Annotated in this window: 27 protein-coding genes; 7 read left to right on the plus strand and 20 right to left on the minus strand. The window is 69.9% G+C overall.

Annotated features, from left to right (window positions below; genetic code table 11):
• Positions 1–360: 360 nt before the first annotated feature.
• The gene (locus ACIRA5_RS17415) at positions 361–1467 is read right to left on the minus strand and encodes a fibronectin type III domain-containing protein (protein WP_403691577.1); all 1107 of its coding nucleotides are present in this window, start codon (positions 1465–1467) and stop codon (positions 361–363) included.
• A 275-nt stretch (positions 1468–1742) separates the two neighbouring features.
• On the opposite strand from ACIRA5_RS17415, the gene ACIRA5_RS17420 reads away from it, so the two are divergent.
• Positions 1743–2870 (plus strand): sugar ABC transporter substrate-binding protein, encoded by a 1128-nt coding sequence (locus ACIRA5_RS17420; RefSeq protein ID WP_403691579.1) that lies wholly within the window; start codon positions 1743–1745, stop codon positions 2868–2870.
• 55 nt (positions 2871–2925) lie between these two features.
• Here ACIRA5_RS17420 and ACIRA5_RS17425 read toward each other — a convergent pair whose 3' ends face one another.
• The 9 genes from ACIRA5_RS17425 to ACIRA5_RS17465 form a co-directional block, all read right to left on the minus strand.
• Complete coding sequence (locus ACIRA5_RS17425; RefSeq protein WP_095853492.1) at positions 2926–3180, minus strand: hypothetical protein; 255 nt, start codon at positions 3178–3180, stop codon at positions 2926–2928.
• Positions 3167–3403 carry a hypothetical protein gene (locus ACIRA5_RS17430; protein WP_403691581.1) on the minus strand — a complete coding sequence of 79 codons (237 nt, stop codon included), beginning with the start codon at positions 3401–3403 and terminating at the stop codon, positions 3167–3169. Before ACIRA5_RS17430 ends, ACIRA5_RS17425 begins: the two co-directional genes overlap by 14 nt.
• A 50-nt stretch (positions 3404–3453) precedes the next feature.
• Positions 3454–4293 carry a peptidoglycan-binding protein gene (locus ACIRA5_RS17435; protein WP_403691583.1) on the minus strand — a complete coding sequence of 280 codons (840 nt, stop codon included), beginning with the start codon at positions 4291–4293 and terminating at the stop codon, positions 3454–3456.
• Between the two features lie 7 nt (positions 4294–4300).
• The gene (locus ACIRA5_RS17440) at positions 4301–4942 is read right to left on the minus strand and encodes a hypothetical protein (RefSeq protein WP_403691584.1); all 642 of its coding nucleotides are present in this window, start codon (positions 4940–4942) and stop codon (positions 4301–4303) included.
• A gap of 79 nt (positions 4943–5021) precedes the next feature.
• The gene (locus ACIRA5_RS17445) at positions 5022–5201 is read right to left on the minus strand and encodes a hypothetical protein (RefSeq protein WP_403691586.1); all 180 of its coding nucleotides are present in this window, start codon (positions 5199–5201) and stop codon (positions 5022–5024) included.
• Positions 5198–7579 carry a hypothetical protein gene (locus tag ACIRA5_RS17450; protein ID WP_403691588.1) on the minus strand — a complete coding sequence of 794 codons (2382 nt, stop codon included), beginning with the start codon at positions 7577–7579 and terminating at the stop codon, positions 5198–5200. Before ACIRA5_RS17450 ends, ACIRA5_RS17445 begins: the two co-directional genes overlap by 4 nt.
• The gene (locus ACIRA5_RS17455) at positions 7566–8405 is read right to left on the minus strand and encodes a hypothetical protein (protein ID WP_403691590.1); all 840 of its coding nucleotides are present in this window, start codon (positions 8403–8405) and stop codon (positions 7566–7568) included. The genes ACIRA5_RS17450 and ACIRA5_RS17455 overlap by 14 nt, the downstream gene beginning before the upstream one ends.
• Positions 8406–8414: 9 nt before the next feature.
• Positions 8415–9431 carry a hypothetical protein gene (locus ACIRA5_RS17460; RefSeq protein ID WP_403691592.1) on the minus strand — a complete coding sequence of 339 codons (1017 nt, stop codon included), beginning with the start codon at positions 9429–9431 and terminating at the stop codon, positions 8415–8417.
• Positions 9432–9459: 28 nt separating this feature from the next.
• Positions 9460–10014, minus strand: a complete 555-nt coding sequence (locus ACIRA5_RS17465) for a hypothetical protein (protein ID WP_403691593.1) — start codon at positions 10012–10014, stop codon at positions 9460–9462.
• A 48-nt stretch (positions 10015–10062) separates the two neighbouring features.
• On the opposite strand from ACIRA5_RS17465, the gene ACIRA5_RS17470 reads away from it, so the two are divergent.
• Positions 10063–10464 (plus strand): DUF3592 domain-containing protein, encoded by a 402-nt coding sequence (locus tag ACIRA5_RS17470; RefSeq protein WP_403691595.1) that lies wholly within the window; start codon positions 10063–10065, stop codon positions 10462–10464.
• 30 nt (positions 10465–10494) lie between these two features.
• On the opposite strand, the gene ACIRA5_RS17475 is transcribed toward ACIRA5_RS17470, so the two are convergent.
• From ACIRA5_RS17475 to ACIRA5_RS17505, 7 genes are all read right to left on the minus strand, one after another.
• The gene (locus ACIRA5_RS17475) at positions 10495–10860 is read right to left on the minus strand and encodes a hypothetical protein (protein WP_403691928.1); all 366 of its coding nucleotides are present in this window, start codon (positions 10858–10860) and stop codon (positions 10495–10497) included.
• Positions 10861–10907: 47 nt separating this feature from the next.
• Entirely contained in the window at positions 10908–11198 is a 291-nt protein-coding gene (locus ACIRA5_RS17480; RefSeq protein ID WP_403691596.1) for a hypothetical protein, read from the minus strand.
• A gap of 120 nt (positions 11199–11318) precedes the next feature.
• Positions 11319–11915 (minus strand): phage tail protein, encoded by a 597-nt coding sequence (locus ACIRA5_RS17485; protein WP_403691597.1) that lies wholly within the window; start codon positions 11913–11915, stop codon positions 11319–11321.
• 55 nt (positions 11916–11970) lie between these two features.
• The gene (locus ACIRA5_RS17490; protein ID WP_403691599.1) at positions 11971–12372 is read right to left on the minus strand and encodes a hypothetical protein; all 402 of its coding nucleotides are present in this window, start codon (positions 12370–12372) and stop codon (positions 11971–11973) included.
• 361 nt (positions 12373–12733) lie between these two features.
• On the minus strand, positions 12734–12922 hold the full coding sequence (locus tag ACIRA5_RS17495; RefSeq protein ID WP_351294971.1) for a MerR family DNA-binding transcriptional regulator: 189 nt from the start codon (positions 12920–12922) through the stop codon (positions 12734–12736).
• The gene (locus tag ACIRA5_RS17500) at positions 12919–13431 is read right to left on the minus strand and encodes a hypothetical protein (RefSeq protein WP_403691601.1); all 513 of its coding nucleotides are present in this window, start codon (positions 13429–13431) and stop codon (positions 12919–12921) included. The genes ACIRA5_RS17495 and ACIRA5_RS17500 overlap by 4 nt, the downstream gene beginning before the upstream one ends.
• Positions 13428–13745, minus strand: coding sequence for a hypothetical protein (locus ACIRA5_RS17505; protein WP_403691602.1), 318 nt, complete (start codon positions 13743–13745; stop codon positions 13428–13430). The genes ACIRA5_RS17500 and ACIRA5_RS17505 overlap by 4 nt, the downstream gene beginning before the upstream one ends.
• A 413-nt stretch (positions 13746–14158) precedes the next feature.
• Between ACIRA5_RS17505 and ACIRA5_RS17510 the strand changes: the two genes are divergently transcribed.
• On the plus strand, positions 14159–14527 hold the full coding sequence (locus tag ACIRA5_RS17510; RefSeq protein ID WP_254650757.1) for a helix-turn-helix domain-containing protein: 369 nt from the start codon (positions 14159–14161) through the stop codon (positions 14525–14527).
• Positions 14528–14705: 178 nt separating this feature from the next.
• Positions 14706–15116: a hypothetical protein gene (locus ACIRA5_RS17515; RefSeq protein WP_403691604.1), complete on the plus strand. Its 411-nt coding sequence runs from the start codon at positions 14706–14708 to the stop codon at positions 15114–15116.
• Here the strand turns inward: ACIRA5_RS17515 and ACIRA5_RS17520 are convergent.
• Positions 15113–15964, minus strand: a complete 852-nt coding sequence (locus tag ACIRA5_RS17520) for a hypothetical protein (RefSeq protein WP_403691606.1) — start codon at positions 15962–15964, stop codon at positions 15113–15115. The genes ACIRA5_RS17515 and ACIRA5_RS17520 overlap by 4 nt on opposite strands.
• A gap of 146 nt (positions 15965–16110) precedes the next feature.
• Between ACIRA5_RS17520 and ACIRA5_RS17525 the strand changes: the two genes are divergently transcribed.
• The gene (locus tag ACIRA5_RS17525) at positions 16111–16602 is read left to right on the plus strand and encodes a hypothetical protein (protein WP_403691929.1); all 492 of its coding nucleotides are present in this window, start codon (positions 16111–16113) and stop codon (positions 16600–16602) included.
• Between the two features lie 396 nt (positions 16603–16998).
• A complete protein-coding gene (locus ACIRA5_RS17530; RefSeq protein WP_403691608.1) occupies positions 16999–18033 on the plus strand; it encodes a LuxR C-terminal-related transcriptional regulator in 1035 nt (344 codons plus the stop codon).
• On the opposite strand, the gene ACIRA5_RS17535 is transcribed toward ACIRA5_RS17530, so the two are convergent.
• Positions 17996–18199: a hypothetical protein gene (locus ACIRA5_RS17535; RefSeq protein WP_403691609.1), complete on the minus strand. Its 204-nt coding sequence runs from the start codon at positions 18197–18199 to the stop codon at positions 17996–17998. The two genes, ACIRA5_RS17530 and ACIRA5_RS17535, sit on opposite strands and share 38 nt — an antisense overlap.
• A 23-nt stretch (positions 18200–18222) precedes the next feature.
• Complete coding sequence (locus tag ACIRA5_RS17540) at positions 18223–19206, minus strand: helix-turn-helix transcriptional regulator (protein WP_403691611.1); 984 nt, start codon at positions 19204–19206, stop codon at positions 18223–18225.
• A 306-nt stretch (positions 19207–19512) separates the two neighbouring features.
• Between ACIRA5_RS17540 and ACIRA5_RS17545 the strand changes: the two genes are divergently transcribed.
• A complete protein-coding gene (locus ACIRA5_RS17545) occupies positions 19513–19848 on the plus strand; it encodes a hypothetical protein (RefSeq protein WP_095853469.1) in 336 nt (111 codons plus the stop codon).
• Positions 19849–20275: the final 427 nt, after the last annotated feature.

A 20275-nucleotide genomic window follows, 5' to 3' on the forward strand; every position in this document is an offset into this window, starting at 1 on the left:
GCGCCGGTTCGGTGACCGTCCAGTCGCCGGCGGGCAGGGTCTCGGTGCCGTCGGCCCTCACACCGGTCACCCAGTAGGAGGACGTGGTGCCGCGCTTCGTGCCGGTGTCGAAGTACTCGAACGCTCCGGCCGAGGCCTCGTGGACCTTCTCGTACGCGGCGGTGGCGGGGTTCCACCGATAGATGCGAAAGCCCTGCGCGGGTTCGGCGGACTCCTCTTGGCCCGCTCCGAGCCCGGACCAGGTCAGGCGGTTGCCCTCGTCGCCCCAGAGCTCGCCCCAGTAGACGGTGTACCGCCCGAGGTCGGTGGCCGGGTTCTTGTCCCACTCCAGCTCGAAGCCGTACGCGGTCGGGGTGACCGTCAGCCCGGTGACGGCGGGCGGCGGGTGAGGTCCTCGCGCTCGCCGGCGGCGGCCGCGGAACGCGCGGACTCGTTGCCCGCCGCGTCGAGAACGGTCACCCGGTAGGAGGAGGCGACGCTCTCGACGGCCGAGGTGTCCAGGTACGAGAGTTTGTCCGTACTGCCCATCCGGGCGTACACCCCGTTCTCGGTCGTCGCCCGGTAGACGCGGTAGGACACCGCTCCCGTGACCCCGTTCCGGTCGAGCTGCAGCCCGCGGGACACCGAGGTGGCGATCAGCCCGGCGGGCGCGGCGAGCGCCGTCCGGTCGAGGGTGGTCACGGCCTGGTCCGCGTTGCCCGCCGACTCGTTGCCCGCCTTGTCGTGGGCGCGGACCTCGTAGGAGTAGGTGTCGCCGGTCGCGGGCACGGTCGTGTCGGTGTACGAGGTGGCGGTCGTCGTACCCACTCCCGTCCAGGTGGCGCTGCCCTTCGGACGGCGGTAGGCGCGATACCCCGCGAGGTCCATCTCCTTGTTCTTCGCCCAGCTCAGCTTGGCGTTGCCGCCCGCCGTGTCGTACGAGACGGAAGTCCCGCTCGGGGTGAGGGGTTTGACCTTGTCGACGGTGGCGGTGGTGCGGCGGGTGTAGCCGAAGGAGACGTTGGCGGCGCCGGTCCAGTTGACGTAGTCGACGCGGAGGGTGTGCTTTCCGGAAGGAATCGTGACGTTGACGGTCTTTTTGACCGTCGAGGAGACGTTCTTCCAGAGGTCGGCCTTGCGGGTGCCGTCGAGGTAGACGCGGATGCCGTCCTGGGCGGTGACGGGAAGGGCGAAGGGGCCTCCCGAACCGAAGTCCCTCGTCACGGTCCAGCGGACGCCGAAGTTGTCCTTCGGGAGGCCGGAGGCGGGTGCCTTCGTGCCCCAGTTCTCGCTGACCGCGGCATCGCAGTCCGTTTTCTTCGGTATGCCAGAGAAGGTGGTGTTCGCATAGAACTGCCGCTTGTACACCGGCGATGCGCAGCTGCTCGCGGCGGAGGCGGGCGCACCCGAGACGGCGAGCAGACCCCCGGTGGTGGCGATCGTCGGCGTCGCGGCGAGCGCCGGTCCACTCCGCCCAACTGGTCTCATGCTTCCCCTGGTTCGTGCTGCGGTGTGCGCGGCCACCTTCGAGACTCCCGGGTGCGGGGGTGGGTTGTATGTCGCCGGGGAGCGCGTGACGCAAGTCAATCAGAGGGGTTCTGTGGAAGTGGCGGCGCACCCCCTTCCCATCGTGTTCACTTGGGGAACACAGAATGCTGTTGCCATCTCGTTAAGTGGTTACTCCTTGACGCTGAGGTGATCGCCGCGTTGGCTTTCAGCCACCTGGGTCGCAAAGCAGCTACCTCGCCCGGAAGGCACCTGATGTGAACACTCGTAACACCCGGCTTCGTCGTACCGCCATAGCCCTGGCCTGCTCCGCGATGACCGTTTCCCTCGCCGCCTGCGGTGTCGTGGACGGGATCGGCGGCAGCAACACCAAGGCGAGCCCGACCAAGGGTGACGACATCACGGTTGGCCTGCTCCTCCCGGAGAAGGCCAACACCCGTTACGAGAAGTTCGACTACCCGATCATCGAGCAGCAGGTCGCCAAGCTGACCAACGGCAAGGGCAAGGTCGACTACGCCAACGCGGGGCAGGACGCCTCCAAGCAGAGCCAGCAGTTCCAGCAGATGGTGGACGACAAGGTCGATGTGATCCTCGTCGACGCGGTGGACTCCAAGGCCATCGCGAGCGATGTGCAGAAGGCCAAGGACGCGGGCATCCCCGTCATCGCCTACGACCGTCTGGCGCAGGGCCCGATCGACGCGTACATCTCCTTCGACAACGAGCTCGTCGGCCAGGTGCAGGGCAAGGCGCTCCTGGAGGCGCTGGGCACCAACGCCTCCACGAAGAAGATCGTCATGATGAACGGCTCGCCCACCGACCCGAACGCGGCGCAGTTCAAGTCGGGCGCCCTGGGCGAGCTCAACGGCAAGGTCGTCATCTCCAAGTCGTACGACACCAAGGACTGGGATCCGGCCGTCGGCAAGGCCAACATGGAGAAGGCCATCTCGGCCATCGGCCTCAGCAACATCGCCGGTGTCTACTCCGCCAACGACGGTCTCGCGGGCGCCGTCATCGACGCCCTGAAGACCATGGGCGTCAGCAAGGTGCCGCCGGTCACCGGCCAGGACGCCGAGCTGGACGCGGTGCAGCGGATCGTCCGGGGCGAGCAGTACATGAGCGTCTACAAGTCCTACCCCGATGAGGCCTCCGCGGCGGCCGAGATGGCCGTGGCGAAGGTCCAGGGGCGTGGCATCGAGTTCGACGCGCTCACCCGCGACAAGGTCGACAGCCCCACGAACAAGAAGATCCCCTCCCAGCTGATGCCCGTGGTCGCCCTGACCAAGGCGAACATCAAGGAGACGGTGATCCAGGACAACATCTACACCGTCAAGCAGATCTGCACGGCCTCGACCAAGGCGGACTGCACGGCGATCGGCCTCAAGTAGACGAACGCGCGGGAGCCCTGGGCGAGGGGCTCCCGCGCGTTCGGCGGACCGGGGTTCAGCGTCCCATCGACTGCCAGATCGTCAGCGCCAGCGCCGTGCACGAGGTGGCGGCCGCCAGGGAGGGCAGGGGCCAGCGGGTGCGTTCCAGGGCGTCGAGGCGGGACTCGTGTTCGTCGAGGGTCTTGTCGGTCTGGTCCGCGCGTTGCAGGAGGAGGGCGAGGTCGCCGCGGGTGGTGGCGAACCCGACGTCGACCGAGCGGCGCAGCCGCTCCAGTTCCAGGGCGACGCTCTCGGCCTCAGTCGTCGGCATCGGCGGTTTCTCCGCGGGAGGGCCCGCGCAGCCACCCCGGCAGCAGCCGGTCCACCGCGGGCATCGACATCACCCGGCTGAGCAGCGCGGCGCCGCCCACCACGGCCGTGAGCTCGGGTACGTCCCGGATCAGTGGGTCGTCGGCGACCAGCGGCAGGACGGTGATCAGGGCGAACAGGGTCTGGAGTGTCGTACGCAGGGTTCTGCGGCCGGCGTCGCTCATCTCCGGGCTCCTTTCGGGTGCTCCAGTGCTTCTCGGGTACGTCCGGCCCCCTAGGCGCGCGGGACGCGCAGCTTGTCCCAGCTGGTGCGGCCCGGGGTGCCGTCGGCGTCCTTGCCGACGTAGCCGAGCCCGCGCTGCCAGGTCGCGTACGACAGGACGTCGGCCTGCGTCCACACCGGGCCCGGGCCGGTCGAGTAGCGCCCGCACCCCTCCGCGACCAGCCGTTCGCCGACGGCTGTGATCAGCGGACTGCGGCGGCCGAGCGCGAAGAACGCGGCGCCGGGGAAGGGTTCGTACGAGACCGGTCGGGAGCCGAGCCGGGCCGCCACCCGTTGCCGCATCCCGGACATCGAGAACGACGGGTCGATCTTGCGGCGCGTCCACTCCTTGTGCGCGATCACGCTGGACGCGGACCAGCCATGGGCGCGGCAGATCGCGGCGGAAAGCCGTTCCACGGCGGCGAGCTGGGCTGCCGGGTAGGGGTCCCGCCCGTTGCCCAGGTTCTCGATCTCGAAGCCGTAGAAGCGGGCGTTGCCGTCCACGGCGTCGGGTCCGGGGGCCGGCAGTACGGCTCGTTCGGCCCGTACGGCCTCCAGGACCGCGGTCGAGCCCGAACCGGCGTGGTTGGTGCGGCCGTATCCGACCAGGTGGACGGTGCCGTCCTTGGTGATCAGGCCGATGCAGAGCGGGCCCGGCAGGTCCGCGGTGCCCTCGCGGCACAGGCGGAGGCTGTCGGTGCCTGCCGTGTGGTGGAGCATGACGCCGTGGACCGGGCCCCAGGCGCCTCGGCTGTTGCGGTTGTGGGTGCGCCAGTTGTCGCTCTCGGAAAGGGCGACGCCCTCGTCGCGCAGGGCGCGGGCGAGGGCGTCGGCGGTCAGTGGTGTGGCCATGTGTGCCTCACATCACGGGAGTTACGGTGATGAATCGGTTGGCGAAGGTCGCGGTGCTGGTGGTCGCGGCCGACTTGTAGGCGGCGGTCGCGGTGTAGACGCCGTTCACGGTGAGCCCGGTGACCTGGAACTGGGTCGTGACGGAGCACTGGTTGGTGCCGACGGCGAGTGCCGCGCGGGTGTCGGCGGCGGCGAGCGCGACCGTCGTGTTCAGCCGGATGTTCGCCGACATGTGGCAGGCCGTGGCCGCGCTGCTGCTGATGCGCGCGCCCACCGAGACGAGCACGGCGCCGGAGGCCGGAGCGGTGAAGGTGACGGTGGTCGGGTCGCCGGTGGAGCCGGTGAGGGTCTCCACGTACGCCGTCGACGTCGTCGTACCGGCCGTGGTGTTGGCCTTGTGGACCGGGCCGGGCGCCAGCTGCGTCCAGGCGCTGCCGGTGTAGCACCAGTACTGCTTGGGCGTGCCGAGCCAGCAGAGCATGCCCGCCACCGGGGCGGTCACCTTGGCGTCGCGGGTCGCGGCGTCCGCGAAGCGCAGCACGGTGCGGCCGTCGACGGCCTCCGCGAGCGACTGGATGTGCACGGGGATGTTCGCGGCGTCGGCCGGCTGCGGGTAGGGCAGGCTGCCGAGCGGGGTGAGCAGGGCCATGACGGCTTCCTCCTGGATCCTGGAGTGCGTACGGGACGACTGATCGCGTACGGGGCGCGCGTACGGGACGAGGGGGCGGTCAGTCGCCCAGGGACGGCGGGAGTGAGCCGGCCGGTGTGCCGCCGTCGCCGTCGCGGGTCGCGGCGCTGTCGACCGGGACCGGATGCGCCACGTTCGCGTCGTCGTCGGCGGTCTCCGGCGGTGGTTCCGCCGCGCGCGGTTCTTCCACGCGCGGTTCTTCCGGGGGCAGTTCGCTCATGCCGCACCTCCCGGCGCCTTGAGCAGTTCGCGGTAGGTGATCCTGCTGGTGGTCAGAGCGTCGAGTGTGGCGTTCTGGGCGTCGATCAGGGCGTACGTCCGCTGGTTGCCGTACTCCGGATCGACCGGCGGGTCCGGGGTGAGCCCGGAGTCGGTCGGAACGCCGTTGTAGGAGGTACCGCGCAGGGTCAGCGTCTGCTGGGGGGCGGCCCCCGCCTGACAGGTGGTGCGGATGCCCACGACCCAGGCGAGGGTGTCGAGCGTGGCCCCGCTGGTGTCCACCACCCGCACCACGTCACCGAGTTGGATGCGTGGATCGTGCAGCACCTCGACCTCGCCGAGCACCGGGACCGGGTAACGGCCGGCGTCGAGCATGGCGTGCGAGAGGTCCGAGGCGACCTGCTGCTGTTGCACCCAGTCGGTCGCGGGCGCCTGGTAGACCTGCTTGCCGTAGGCGGCCTGGCTGGTGGTGTTGTACCAGGCGAACGACCGCTGCCGGGGATCGCCCGTGCGCTTCTGCGGGACGATCTGCACGGAGGGCTTGCCGTCCTTGGTGACCGTCCAGACGCTCGCCGTGCCGTGGTTTGCGAACCGCACCAGGTAGTTCGGGCCGTCGCGCCGCGAGCTGACCGTCACCGCGCCCTTCACCGAGGTGCCGCCGGCCGCCGCGCTGCCGAAACGGACCCGGTGGCCGCCGACGGGTGCCACGTCGTCCTCGATCTGGAGCGGGCCGACGTCGAGTTCCTCCTCGGCGATGGCGTACGCGACCTCCACCCAGCCGCCCGGCCTGACCTCCCGCACGACGGTGTCGGTGACGGTGTCGCTGTAGGTGTGGCTGATGCCGGTCCAGTCCTGGTAAGGCTGTTCGCAGTGGTTGCGGCAGGCGTCGATCTCCTCGGAGACGGTGAGGGCGGCGATGTCGCGCCGGGTGGTCACCGTGAGATCGGGCCCGGCGGGCACCGTCCGGAACCGGCCGGGCCCGCGCCAGCGGAAGACGCCCTGCTCGTCGAACTCGGCGGTGGACATGGTGGCGCGGGCGATCTCGGTGAGGGCGTCCCACTGGGAGCCGGAGATCTTCGGCACGTCGTAGAGCGGCACCGTCGCGTCGTCGAGCACCGCGCCCTTGGCCCAGCGGCCCTTCTGCTCCCACTCCTCGGCGGTGTACGAGTCGAGGTCCGGCCAGGAGCGGTCGGTGACCTGGAGGCATTCGACGGCCACGTCGGTCTTCAGGCTGATCTGGTACAGCTCGGAAGGGGGCTGCACCGAGGAGGCGTCGGAGAAGGTGAAGGGGGCCGTCGGCGGGGTGACGTACTCCCCGTCGGGTGCGGTGAGCCGCGGGTACACGGTCGCCGGGGTGTTCCCGCCGACGGCACCGGCCCGGGTGTCGACGGTGAACCCGAGGTGCCACACGCCCTTGAGCGAGGCGAGCTTGGGAATGGTCCAACTGGCGACCAGACCGCCGCCGCCGACCGTGCCCGAGGTGATCTTCACGACGCCGGTGGCGAAGTAGACGTTCAGGGCGTAGTTCCCGTACGCGCCGGCGCTGCGGTCGAAGATCAGCTTGAGTTCCAGTTCATTGCCCACCGCGAGGGCGGTGTTCACATGCAGCTCGGCCTGGAACACCTTCCCCGCGACGACGAAGCGGGAGCGCGGCATCCAGGATGCCGTGAGCCCCGCCGCCTTCGGCATCAGCGCCATCTCGTACGGCGCCCCGTCCCGCACCCAGGAGTACGCGGAGGGGGCCGGGAAGGTCTCGGGCTGGCCGTACGTGGCGTTGAAACCGCCGTGCAGTGCGGCATAGAGCGCGGTGAACGGCCGGGTGCTGTCGTCGGCCACGCCGGGGGCGCGGGGCGGCGGGCAGCTGTGGATGCCGCCCTGGCGCAGGATCTCGTCGACGCACCAGGTCGCGGTCGCCACGGGCTGCCCGTAGCGCAGCCCGTGGTAGGGCCGTGGCAGTTGCGCGGGTCCGCGCAGCCGTTCCGCGCCGTCGAGCGCCTGGACGGTGACGGTGTCGCTGCCGGACGCGGCCGTGCGGGACCGGACGGCGCCGCGGAAGGCGGGGACGGTGCGGTCGTTCGCGCCCGCCGCGTGGACCACGGACTGCCCGGGCCGTACGACGTCGCCGCTGCCGCGGGCCGACCAGGCCGAGTACAGCCGGGGCGCGGGCGCACCGCTGCCGCCGAGCGACAGCTCCAGCTGGGCCGAGGCACTCCCGGAGAAGGCGCGCAGCGCCTCGGGCAGATCGGTGCTGTAGGCCCGCTCCACCTTCCAGGACTGCACCTGGCCGCCCATCTCCCGGCCGCCGAGCCGGGTGGAGTGGGCCGGGATCCGCTCGGTGGCGGCGAGCGCGGCGGCGAGCGTTTCGTCAGAGTTCTGCACCGCGCACCTCCACCAGGTCGACGCTGACGTTGCGGTACGGCAGCCGGGCGGACGGGACGTCGCTGTACGCGGTCATGGACATCGCCGGGCAGCCCTCCCCGAGCGCGTGGGCGGCCGGGGCCTCGCCGATGGTCAGGCAGGCTCCGGCCAGCCCCGCGGGACCGGCCGCGCCGGGTCCGCCGACCGGGGTGACGAAGGCGGCCCCGGCCGGGGCGATGCCGGAGACGCTCGGTCCGTTCGCGGACGAGCTGCTGAGATATGCCCCGTCGGCGGCTTTCCAGTCGAGCTGGGCGGTGGCGAGTGCCGGGTTCCAGTCGGCCGGGACCAGCCAGGACACCTGCATGCCGGGCATCACCGGCCAGCCGGTCCACACGCCGTGCCGCCAGCCGATCCGGGTGTTCTCCTGGAAGTCGGCGACGACGGTGTCCCCGGTCAGGGGGCTGACGACCAGGGTGCCGGTGATGGCGAACCAGTGGTCGGTGCCGTTGCTCTCGCTCTGCGCGGCGGCCTGGTAGGGGTCGAGCAGGTTCACCGAGGCCGGGTCGAGCACCGCGAGCGGACCGTACGACGTCTGCGCGCTGCCCAGCAGACCGGGCCCGTTGATCCGGCGGGCGAGCCGGGAGAGGTGCTGGGCGTCGTCGGGCGCGAGGGAGTCCCAGGAGAACTTGAGCCGGCGGACGGTACGGGCCGGGGCCACGGTGGTGATCCGCCCCTCCAGGGACTTGAACTCCGTGACGTTGAGTTCCGCCGACCGGTCCCAGCTCTTGGCCGCCTGGTCGATCTCCCGGAGAAGTCCGGGCTTGCCGATCCAGAGATTCCTTGCCATGTCCCTGCCTCACCTCCGGGCGAGCTTGCGCTGCCCGAGCTGGACGGCGCGTGCGATGGTCTGGGAGTCCACGTCGATCTGGACGGGCCGGTCGGCGAGCGCCTCGACGGCGGCGGCGAGCCGGCGCAGGCCGCCGCCGGAGCCGAGCATCCGCTCCAGCCGGGACAGCGGGATGACCGCCTCGTGCTCGCCGCCCTCGCCGACGAGGGCGAGGGTGCCGCCGGTGCGGGCGCGCACGATGCCGCCCTGGGCGAGCTGCGGCACCGGGATGGGGGACAGATCGAAGGCGAAGCCCTTGCCGCCGATGACGGGCACCCAGTCGGGGACCTTGAACTTCACGTGGTTCAGGCCGCCGATGAGGACGTTGAGCCCGCGCACCAGCATCCGGGTCGGGGTCAGGAACCCGTTCACCACGCCCTTGAACAGCGGCCCGAGGATCTTCGCGGCGGACTGCGAGGAGGACTTGATGTGACTCCAGGCGGCGGTGAGGCCCTTGCGGACGAGGGCGGTGACCTTGTCCATGTTGACGAACTGCGTGATGAGCGGGGTGAGCAGCGTCATGACCAGCCCGAACGGGTTGGCACTCATCGCGAGGTTGAGCCCCTTCTGCGCGGTGGACGCCCCCTTGAGTCCCTTCCCCAGGCCCCCCATGGACTTCCCGCCCTTGTCGGCGTTCTTCCCGGCCTTCCCCACGGACTTCTCGACCGCGTCGGCCTGGTTCTTCACGTCCTTGAGGGCGGCCTTGGTCTTGTCGGCGGAGGACTTGAGCTTGTCGAGGGAGGTCTTGAACTTGTCGGTGGCGCTCCTGGATTTACCGAGGGCGGTGTTGGTGCTGGTCAGTGAGCCACGCAGCTTGCCCACGGCGGTGTTGGCCCGGGTGAATACCGAGTCCACCCGCGCCAGCGGCGTTGCCGCGGCGGAGGCTCCTCGCTGCAGTCCGCTCATCGCCCTGGCCGTGCTGTCCAGCCCACCGCGGAGCCTTTGGAGACTGTCCGCCACGTTGAGCACGGATTGTCTGAGAGTCATGTCTGTCACCTTCCATGCGTGGGTCGACTCAGCCGCCCAGGGTGGAGCCCAGGCTGTTGGCCCGGCGGATCGCGCCTTCCAAGGAGCTCGTCGCCGTCTCGGCCGCACGCGTCATGCGCTCCAGCTCCGCGGTGGAGGGGAGACGCCCGTCGGGGCCCTGGACACCCCGGGCGCCGGCGCGGCCGTCCGGCCCTCGGGCCCCTCGTGGGCCGCGTGGCCCCGCCGCTCCCCGCTCACCGCGGGGTCCCCTTCGTCCGTCCGCCCCCTGCCGCCCTTGCGGTCCGATGGGTCCGCGCGCCCCTGTGCCGACGGGGGACGCCGGGATGCGGCTGATGAGGCCCCATTCGTTGTGCCCGATACGGAGTTTCGACTCCAGCAGTTTTTCCAGGTTGAACAGCGAGGGGAGGGACAGATTGATCAAGGTGAAGGAGGCCACGAGGCCGATGAGTTCACCCTTGAGAGCCGTATGGTCGCTGGCTACTGCGGTGATCTCCTTTTTGAGATCCTGATAGTCGTGAGCGGCTACCTTCTGGTTCGTGGCACTGTCTTCCAGTGCCTTGACGCGAGATTCAAGTGATGCCACAATTCGTCCGTTTCGGGAAATGTGTGCCCGATTGATTCGAGGGGTGCGATGCTCGCCATCAGAATGTTTCTCTTAATTGCCTTGTTTGTTCCGCTTCTGGTTGTTTGCGTTAATCTGTTCGCACTGCTCAGAGGGCGTGCGCTGGAGTCGGCGGGCGGCCGGACCGTAGGCGTGTGTGTCGAACACTTCTGGCCCGCCGGTGGCTATGTCGGTGCCGTCGTGCGGTATTCGCCGACGGGGGACTCTGAATTTCTGGTGCGGTCGTCCAAATATGCGGCGGCCCCATTGGAGGTGGATGACGAAGTCGAGGTCTATTACGACAGGAGGAAACCGGGACGGGCCATGATTTCTTTCGAGGCCGAGCGTCGTATCGGATATGACACGCTCATTACGTCCGCCATGGGAGTTCTGGTGGTCGGTGCGATTCTCGGGCTCGTCGCCACCGGATGACTTCTCAGGTGAAGGCCGACGACGGCTGGGTCAGTGGAAGAACGCCGCCAGTTCGGCCTTCGTGGGCATTCGGTGATCTTTCCCGTCGCCCCGTTCGCTTTCCCCGCCGGACATCGGATGCGCGGACTGCCCTGGACGCGGTACCGGCTCCGGGTGTTCCAGTGGTTCGCTGTCCTCGTCCCGGTTGACCGTCGCGAACATCCAGTTGGCCTCGGCGAGTTGGTCGACGACGGAGGCGAGCAGATGGTCCGTGAGGGACCAGTCGGCGGCCTCGCCGTGCAGCGCGCGGGCCAGTGCGCTGTCCCTCGGGAGATGCTGGACCAGGACCGCCAGCCGACGCGAGGAGAGGTGGCCGCGGTGCCAGTCCAGCAGGTCGACCCCGTAGTGGCGGAGCAGATCCGCTTCCAGGGCCTCGGCGTGCTCTTCGACGAGCTCGCCGAGGCTCAGTCTTCCCCCAGGCCCAGCCCCGTCTCCTTGCCGTAGGCCTCCAGGATGGCCGCGATGTCCTGCATCGTGACGTCGTGCTTCTCGAAGCGTGCGAACTGCCGCTCCCCGAGCAGCAGATACAGCAGCCCGTCCACGTCGTTGTCGTCGAGGCCGCGCAGCTCGCGCGCGGTCGTACGGGTCAGCTCGGTCGGCAGCTCGAAGCTGTCGTCGTCGAGTTCGAAGGGCCAGCTGCGCCCGAGCGCCTCCAGGCGCTGGGCGCGGGCCGCGTTGACGTTGAATCCGGCCATCGGGGATCTCCCTTGTCAGAGGTACGTGGAGAGGGGCCGGGGCGACGGGTGGGGGAGCCCGCCGCCCCGGGTGACGAGCCCTACGGGGCGCCCGTCACGGAAGGTGGATCGCAAGGACCGTCACAGGGCGGCGTACGCCTTGTCCTTCATGATCCACTTGGCCAGTTCGCGGTTGGCGGTCTCCGCCTCCAGCGCGGTGAAGGTGACGCCGAGCTTCACCGACCCGGTCCGCGTGAAGCCCATCTCCTCGGTCTCGGTGACCTGGCCGCGCGGCAGGATGAAGCGGTACACGGCGTCCGTTCCGTCCGTGAACTCGATGCCGAGCGCCCGCTCGTCCTTGGCCGGGGTGCTCGGGACCAGGAACTCGTAGGTGTCCACGACCGTCGTGCCGCCGACCGAGGTCTGCGCGATGTTGGTGGCCGGGATGCCCATGAAGAAGGAGAGCGTGCTCTTGTTCATCTGGAGCAGCTGGAACTTCACGGTCAGATCGCGGTCGGAGTAGACGAAGCGAGCCGGGCTCGCCGACTGCCAGGTGTCGACCGGGTCGATTTTGTCCTTCTTGTTGAGCTTGATGCCGTCGGTGGAGGTGTACCCCAGCTCCACCCAGCCGGCCGGCCAGGCGTCGTCGGACTTGACCGGCGCGGTGGTACCGGCGGGGGCGACGAGGATCCGGCCGGTACCGGCGACACGGATTTCCTTGCCGTTGTTCGTAGCCATGCGAACTCCTTGTGTACGTAAGGGACGTGAGGCCTTGGTGCGAGGTGGGGCGGGCTCAGCCGAGGCGCAGCAGGAGCCGGATCGTGGAGCGGTAGCGGTTGGCGGCCGAGCGGGTGTAGTCGGGCAGCCAGCGCGGCCCGTCGGTCTCGGCGACGTCGACGACGGCCGCGGAGCCGTACACGGTGTCGGCCAGCTCCAGCACGCAGGCACGGGCGGACAGCGCCACGGTGTGTGCCGTGGGCTTGTCCGGGCCGTACACCTCCAGGTCGAGCAGCGGCTGGTCGAGATGCTGGTCGTCGACCCAGGCGCCGCCCATGTGCGAGACGAGGACGATCTTCTGGGTGCCGTCGAACCCGGCGGGCGGCCGGCTGTCGACGACGACACCGGTCAGCTCGGCCCGGTTCTTGAGGAAGTCGACGACGAGTTGCTCGGCGTCGGGAAAGGTCAGGATGGCCACATGGACGCTCCCTTCGGGGCCCGGCTTCGTGCCGGGCGGGGGCCCGTTTCCGGGCAACACAAAGCGGCAGGTCCGTCGCCCCCGCTGAGGGTGGGCGCAGCTCTGCCGCTGCATCGAGTGTGACGCGACCGCCCGGATCGTGCAACTGGTCTATTCGGTACGGGTATTCATCGGGCATGTTCGGGCCCACCGCGCACGGCCCACCGCGCACGGCCCACCGCGCACGGCCCACCGCGCACGGCCCGCAGCGCGCGCCCCCGGGTCGGAGCAAAGGCGTGGACTACGAGGGCCATGAGGGCCATGAGGACCATGAGGGCCCCGCCGCGGCGCGGCGGGGCCCTTGATGGGTGGGGAGGGACGGTCAGCGGTTCCTGCCCGCCCGGTGCGTCGCGCGTTCCGCCGCGAACACGTCCTCCAGGCGGTAGAGCCGGCGTCGGCCCCGGGTGTCGGCCGGGCGCAGGTGGCCTCGCTGGACCCATTTGCGGATCGTGGCCGTGGAAACCCCGGCCTCGTCCGCCGCCAACTCGGTGGTGATCAGGGGGGAGTTCACGAGGCCTCCGGTTCGAGTACCTGTCCGCACACGGGATTGACGCAGCGCACCTCGGCGCGTTCCGGGAAGGCCCGGAGGGAGACCGAGTCGCAGGTGGGGCAGCGGCCCGGCAGCCGTACCAGTTGTTCGGGGTCGCCGAGCGCCCGTGCGCAACGGGCGGCCATGCGCCGGGTCTCGTCCTCCACATGTGCGGCGAGGACGGAGTCCGCGGCGACGCGCTCCAGCAGGCCGGCGATCCGGCGCAGCCGCACCGGGACGGGGGCGGGCGGCACGGCCCGCAGCCCGAGCCGTTCCCGTACGGCCTCCTCCAGTTCGACCACTCCGTCGGTGATGTCCCGTACGGCGTCCGAGATGTGCAGCCGTACGGGCAGGGTCGTCCCCGCGACAGGCCCGACCCCGCGGCGCTCCCGCAGCCCCCCGTGGGCAGCGGGAGTCAACTCGTCGACGAGGTCGGGGAAGCGGCGGACGAGCGAGGCGATCCAGACGGCACCGGGCAGTTCGCGGTTCATCGTGCGGCTCCCCCCGGTGCGCCCTGCGACTGCGGCATCCCACGCGACACCTCGCGCCCGTTGCGCCACAGCCGTCCCCCGCTGACCCCGTCGAACCAGGTGTGGGCGGGATCGACGACCGTCTCGCATTCGTGACGGATCGGGCACTGATTGCAGGCGCGCAATACCGGTTCGGCCTCGGAGGGGATGCGGGTGAACACGGAGTGTTCGGGAAGATCGGCGCAGGCTGCGGCGCGGCGCCAGTCCAGTTCTTCGCGTACAGAGGGAAAGCACCAGCTCATGGCAGTGGCGGATGCGGTCGGCTGGTTGGGCACGTGCAACCCCTCCCCAGGTGTGGGAACATATGTTCGACAGTTGCGAACGCGCGATCAGAGTTACACGGTGCGAGCGCGTGCGCAAGTGACTACGCTCCGGAGTCGCGCTGGACCGGAATCAGGGTCGGCGCCGGGGTCGGAGTCCACTCGGGAGGTGTCAACAGCGCCTGTACCAGCCGCATATGCCGCAACGAGAGCGCTCGCGCATGTCAGAACTTTACGAATGCGTGCGAGCGCGCACTCCCAGAGGTGCGCGCGCGCTCGGTACTCTTCCCTCGCGACGAGGGGAGAGCCACCACATGGGTGCAAGCTCGTGGGCCAACGCCTACAACGACCAGGGCCATCGTGCCGACAGTGGCCGAACGCCCAGGGCCGACGGCCTGGAGGAGTTCGCGGTCTGGATAGAAGGACTGATGCGCAGGCGTGGCTACGACATCGACAGCCCGCGGGGCGGTGGCAAGTCCAAGCTCGCCGACGACGCGGGGGTCCACCGGGCCGCGGTCAGCCGGCTGTTGCAGCGGCAAAGCATGCCGGATCTGGAGACGATGCGCCGGTTGGCGACGGTTCTGGCCGTTCCCTTGAGGGACATGTTGATCCGGTCCGGTCGGCTGTCGGAGGACGATCTTCCGCTCGACCCGCGGATCGGCGAAACCGCCGGGGGCCCGGCTGCGTCACTCAGCCCGGCGGAGGCGGCACGGCTGCTCGGAGTTCCGTCGGAGCTGCAAGAACTTTTCGTGAAGGTGGTTGGCCAGTTCCTGCCGGAGGAACGCAGACGAGAGTGACGCTTCGGCAGGGGGATTCGGAGCAGCGGTGAAGAGAGGTGTGCAGGTGGGGCACGAGGGGGGAGACCCGCATGCGCGCGACCCGCGTGCGCGAGGTTCGCGCGACTCGCACGCACGTGATCCACGCCCACCGGAGGAGGGAACGGACGGACCGGCCACCGCACCGGATCCGGACGCCGTGGCGTACACCGTCGGCGGCCTGCTGATCGAGCTGGGGGAGAAGATCCGGCGGGCCGGTACGGAGGGCGTGCGCATCCTCACCGATGACGAGGTGCAGCGGGACCAGCTGGGCTGGTTCCGCGCGGGCTGGACCGAACATGCCCGAGCGACGTCCCCCGACCGGCCCGACGGCCCCGGGCCCTCCAACGGTCCCGGCCAGCACCCGGACAGCGAGGATTTCCCCGTGCCGCCGGCGCGACTGCTCCGCTTCCCCGAGCGGCAGACCGAAGAGTTACGGCTGCCCGTGGTGGGCGCGGGCGAGTCCCGCATACGCGACCTGATGCCGCACCGGCCGCGCTTGAGGCGGTTACGGGAGGGCGATGCCGAGGACAACAGGGACAACAGGGACACACCGCCGGACAGGCCCTAGAGCGCGGACAGCAGGACGATGAGCGAGACGGGTGGGTACGCGGCGGTCACCGCTGCGACGGGCAGGCCCAGGAGCACATACGCCAGGACGGAGAGCGTGCGTACGGCGGGCCCGTCGCGCGTGGTCATCCGCTTCGGGGCGCAGGGGTCGTAGGTCACCTCGATCCGCTCCGGGTCACTCGACACGAGCCGGCCGCTTCCGCTGAACGTCCGCTCCGCGCCTGCCGTGTCGGTGAACGAGTACGTCTTGACGAGCACATCGCCGACGTAGTCGCGGTCCTTGTAGACGGCGAGGACGGTGATGCCGCGGCGCCGCAGCAGCCACCAGTCCACCGTGGCCCGGTACACGATGTGTGTGAGCGCGCACCCGACGAGGAACGGCGCGTAGGAGGTGACCCAGAGGACGACGAACGGCCACTCCCCGGTGGCCGCGGCGAGGGCCGTCCCCAGTGCGAACAGCGCGCCGAACGCCCATTGCACCCTCCGCTCGCGGGATGTCGTCCAGCGGTCCTTCCGTTCCGTCCGCGGTGGCACGGGCACGGTGGTCACCAACGTCGCCCCGTCCGCACGCGGTTCAACGGAGTCCCGGACGGGCAGCGCGGCGTTGACCGCGTCGGCGAACGCGGTCGCGGCGGTGGTGTTCGGCGGGCTCAGCGTGTGGACGACGGGGTTGGCGCCGACGGAGGTCAGGACGATCTCGATGACGCGCCGCCTCGATCCTCCGCCTGTACGGACGGTCTCGATCGCGACGAGGGGGATACGCAGCCGATTCCCTCCCCGGTCCAACAGCACGGCGTCCCGGTCGAAGAGGGCCGTGGTGCGGCGGGCGCGCAAGACCAGTTCCGTCACGAGGAGCAACATAAGGCATCTGTACGTGTGTTCGGCAGTCCTGACTCTCGCGTCCCGGCTGAACCATTCCGGGCCCGCCGGTGTCTCAGAGGGGGACCGTGTTTGTCGTACTTGATGTGCTCGTTGTGCAGGAGGAGCCCGTGGCCATGATCGGCCTGTTCTGGATCACCAAGGAGAGCGTGTTCGTGGGCGCCGAGCCCGAGGGGTACGGGCGCGGGGTGCGGCTCACCCCCGAGGGGCTTCAGGCCGTGGGCACGGGCCAGGAGGGGTTCTGGCCCTGGGCGGACGTCCGCGCGGTCACCGTCCACGACGTGCGGGTGCGCTCCAGTACCCGGTGGCTGGTGAACAACGTGATGGACACGGTCCTCGACGTGGCGACGGGCGGCGGTGAGGCACCGCCCGCGTTCGAACTCCACGTACGGACGGACGAGGAGAAGGCCGAGCTGACGGTGTACACCGCGGCCGTCGGGGGGTACGTCCAGTCCGAGTACGAGCTGTCGGTGGCGCTGCTGAACCGGTTCGTGGACGGTACGGCGGACGTGGCGCGGCTGCTGGAGTGGGGCAGCGTCGAGGGCGACGGCGTGACGCCCTGGCGGGCGGCCCGCGAGGCCCTGCTCACGAGCTGGGCCGCGGCCTGAGGTGCTGGAGGAGGCCCAACGGGTCCTTCACCGAGTGCGCTTCAGGGGCCGACGGTGAACGTGCGGGCCATCCGGTCTGCCAGGGAGCGCAGTTCACCCGGCCGCTCAGACGTCTCGGCCCTGACCGAGCGGGGCGCGTTCGGCCAGGGCCAGTCAGTGCGCCGTGATCGCCCTGTCCCACGCCTCCACGATGTACCGGACCGCGCGGTACCACCACCACCATCATGTTGTTGCAGAGCGCCCCACGGAGGCGGGGATATTCCGGGACGTATGTGGGTGAGAGGGGGCGCGTGACGAGGGCAGCCGTGTTGCGATGGCGGTCGGGGCCGCGCATAGTTGCGCTGCGGACGGCGCGGAGGCGTCGCATCGCGAGGATGCTGGAGCCAGGGGTGGGAGATGGCCGGGCACGGGACGGACAGGCATCCGCACGGCGCTGACCGACTGTGCGAGGCCGGGGACCGGGTGTACTCCCGGGCCGTGCGGCGCGGACGCGTGCCGCGCGGGGACGCGGAAGCGGTGCCCTGTCTCCTGGAGTTGGCGCTGCTCCACCCCGACCCCGACGACATGGGGTGGCTAGTGCCGACCTCGCCGCAGGAGGTCATGACACGGCTGCTGCGGGGCGTGTACGAGGAAATCAGCGCCGGCCAGGCGCGCGTGGGCGACGCCGTGGCCGCGTTCGAGTGGTACGGCGGGCTCGGCGGACGCGTCCAGGCGCCGGGCGAGGGCGTGGCGATCCGCGTCCTGGACGGGCTGCCGCGGATCCGGGCCGCGATGGACGAGGCGACCGAGGCCTGTACGACCGAGGTGCTGACCGTGCAGCCCGGCGGGATCCGGCGCGAGGACGAACTCTCCGAGGGGCTGCACCGGGCGCTGGAGATGCGCCGACGGGGTGTGCGGATGCGTGACCTGTACACGCACGTGGCCCGGCACGGCCAGGGCCTTCACAACTACATGGAGCTGATGGGGGGAACCGCGGAGGCCCGTACCCTCGACGAGGTCGTGGAGAGGCTCATCCTCTTCGACCGCAAGGTGGCGTTCATCCCGGCCAACTCCGACCGCACGATCGCGCTGGAACTGCGGCACCCGGCACTGGTCGACTACCTGGTCACGGTCTTCGAGCGGCTGTGGCGCCTCGCGATCCCGCTCGCCGCGCCGCTCCCGGACACCGGCATCGACGGCATCACCCACCGCGAGCGGTCCATCGCCGCGCTGCTCGCGGAGGGACATCAGGACGCGGTGGTCGCGGAGCGGCTGGGGATCAGCGTCCGTACCTGCCGGGCGCACATCGCGCGCCTCTCGGAGACCCTGGGCGCCGCGAGTCGTACGCAGTTGGGCGTGCGGATCGCCCAGGCGGGCCTGGACGGACCTCCGCGCGCCGCGGAACTGCTGCCGCTCAGTGATCCTGGTCGAGAATCCCCGACCGCCCGATGAGGTAGCCGAGTCGTGCCCGGCTCTCGCTGCCCGGGGTCGCGGTGAGTTCGGCGATGTGGACAGCCTCATGGGTGAGTACGCCGCCGTTGCGCAACGCGCGTTCGTGCAGGGTGCGGCCGGCCTCGCACATCTCGTCCACTCCGTGGCTGTGTGCCTCGGCTGTCATGTGTGGTGCACCTCCTCGCTCACTCAGCGATCCTGGTCAAGGATCCCCGACTGTGCGATGAGGTAGCCGAGTTGGGCCCTGCTGCCGCTGCCGAGGGCGGTGGCCAGCTTAGCGATGTGGGCGCGGCAGGTGCGGACGTTCATGCCGAGGCGGCGGGCGATGGCCTCGTCGACGTGCCCCTCCACGAGGAGTTTGGCGATGGAGTGCTGGATCTCCGTGATGCCGTCGGGCGCCGTTTCATAGGGGGCGCCGGCGCTCAGCGGGACGGACCGGCCCCACATGAACTCGAAGACCTTGATCAGGTAGCGGACGAGTCCCGGGTTGCGGAGTTCCAGGGCGACTTGCTGGTCGTCACGGGTGGGGATGAAGGCGACGGTCTCGTCGCAGATGATCAGGCGCTCGACCAGCTCGTCGATGGTGCGGTACTCCACCTTGCCGTTCGAGAGCTGCTCCACGTACGCCAGCCGCTCCAGGTCGTAGCGGACGGTGTGCTGGTAGAGCGTCCGGATGCGCACGCCGCGCTCCGTCAGCGGCCTGTCGCGCTCCAGCCCCTGCATGACGCTGCGTTCGGAGAACCGGTTGCTCGGCTGGACCGTGAGCATCTCGGTCTGGCACTGGGCCGTGGCCAGGTTGAGCGCCGCGTTGATGCGGTCGCCGCCCTCCAGCACGGTGATCGAGTGCGTGGTCGCCGTCGTCTGCGTGCTGAGCGCCATGAACGGCTCGAAAGCATCGGACAGTTCGATTGACCATCGCCTGCGCTCGGCTATCTCGTGCTCTATGGGGTTGAGTCGCTGAGCCAGGGCGACTGCCGGAGGTACGGGTCGCAGCCAGTCCGGGTCGTCGGGATCAGGGTGCAGCAGGGACAATTCCATCAGACAGGAAGCCGACTTTACGTCCTCACGGGCGATACGTCCGGTGCGCAGGGCGTGCGCATAAAGTCGGCCACCTTCCTCGCACAGTTCGGTCACCGCATGGGGATGTGTCGCTTTAGTCCGATTCGTCACCAAATCTCCACCCCCCAGGGTCCTGAACGTGCAGGAACATGATGCACCGATTGTGTGGCCATGACGTGCCCGAATGAGCCATCGTCGTATCCGACGGGGGAAGAGGGGACCTTCAAGTGAGGACGAAGCCGACTATGCGTAACAGAATGCTTCGCTCAGTGCTTGTCGCTGCCTTCTCTGCCGTTGTGGCCATCGGAGCTCTGAGTGGCCTATCCGGTACGAAGAGCGACACGCGAGCGGACAGCAAGTGGCCGGCGGTCGCTGTGTCCACCACGCCCGTGGACACGGCAGAGGGGGCTGGGAACTGACGTGACCACTCCACCCGACGACCGCTCCTTCCGTCGAGAAATGGCCACCGCCTACCGATCCGGCTGGCACTTCATCGACCTGGCCACCGCCATTCCCCACACTGGCGACTCGTTGATGGTGACGGTGTTCGGAGAGCCGGTCGTCGTCACCCGGGATGACGACGAGGACGTCCGGGCGTACCGGTGTCTGCGGCGCCCGCGCGGCGCGCCGCAGCCCGTGCGATGTGCCATTCGATACGGAATGATCTTTGTGAACCTCGACCAGCGTGACCACCAGCTGGCCGAGCCGGAAGTCCCGGACGTAAGGACCATCTCAGCCACCCCCCGCAGTGCCTGACGCGATTCCCCCGTCGTAGTAGATCGCGCAGGTACTTCCCCCCGCAGCGGCGTCACCGTGACCTGAACACGGTGACGCCGCTGCAGTTTTGGGCGAAAGGTCCAGGTATCCGCCCATCTCCATGCCATCTCCACAACGGCTGAAATCGGCCGTTCCGCACGGCCGGGACCGGTCGGCCATGTCCCGTGGGCGGGACCGGTCAACCGCGCCGCAGGCCCGGTCGGGTTTCGTGGCGGGGGTCGATCGGCCGCGTCCCGCGGCCGGGGTTGGCCGGTCGCGTCCTGTGGCCGGGGTCGGTCGGCCGGTCGCGTTCCGTGCCCGGGGCCGGTCGGTCGCGAGCCGTCGCCGGGTCGATCGGCCGTGCTCCGGGGCCGGGGTTGGCCGGGCGCGTCCTGTGGCCAGGGTCGGCCGGTCGCGTTCCGCGCCC

The organism is Streptomyces sp. NPDC096311 (assembly GCF_044763085.1).
In the GTDB taxonomy this organism is placed as follows: Bacteria; Actinomycetota; Actinomycetes; order Streptomycetales; family Streptomycetaceae; genus Streptomyces.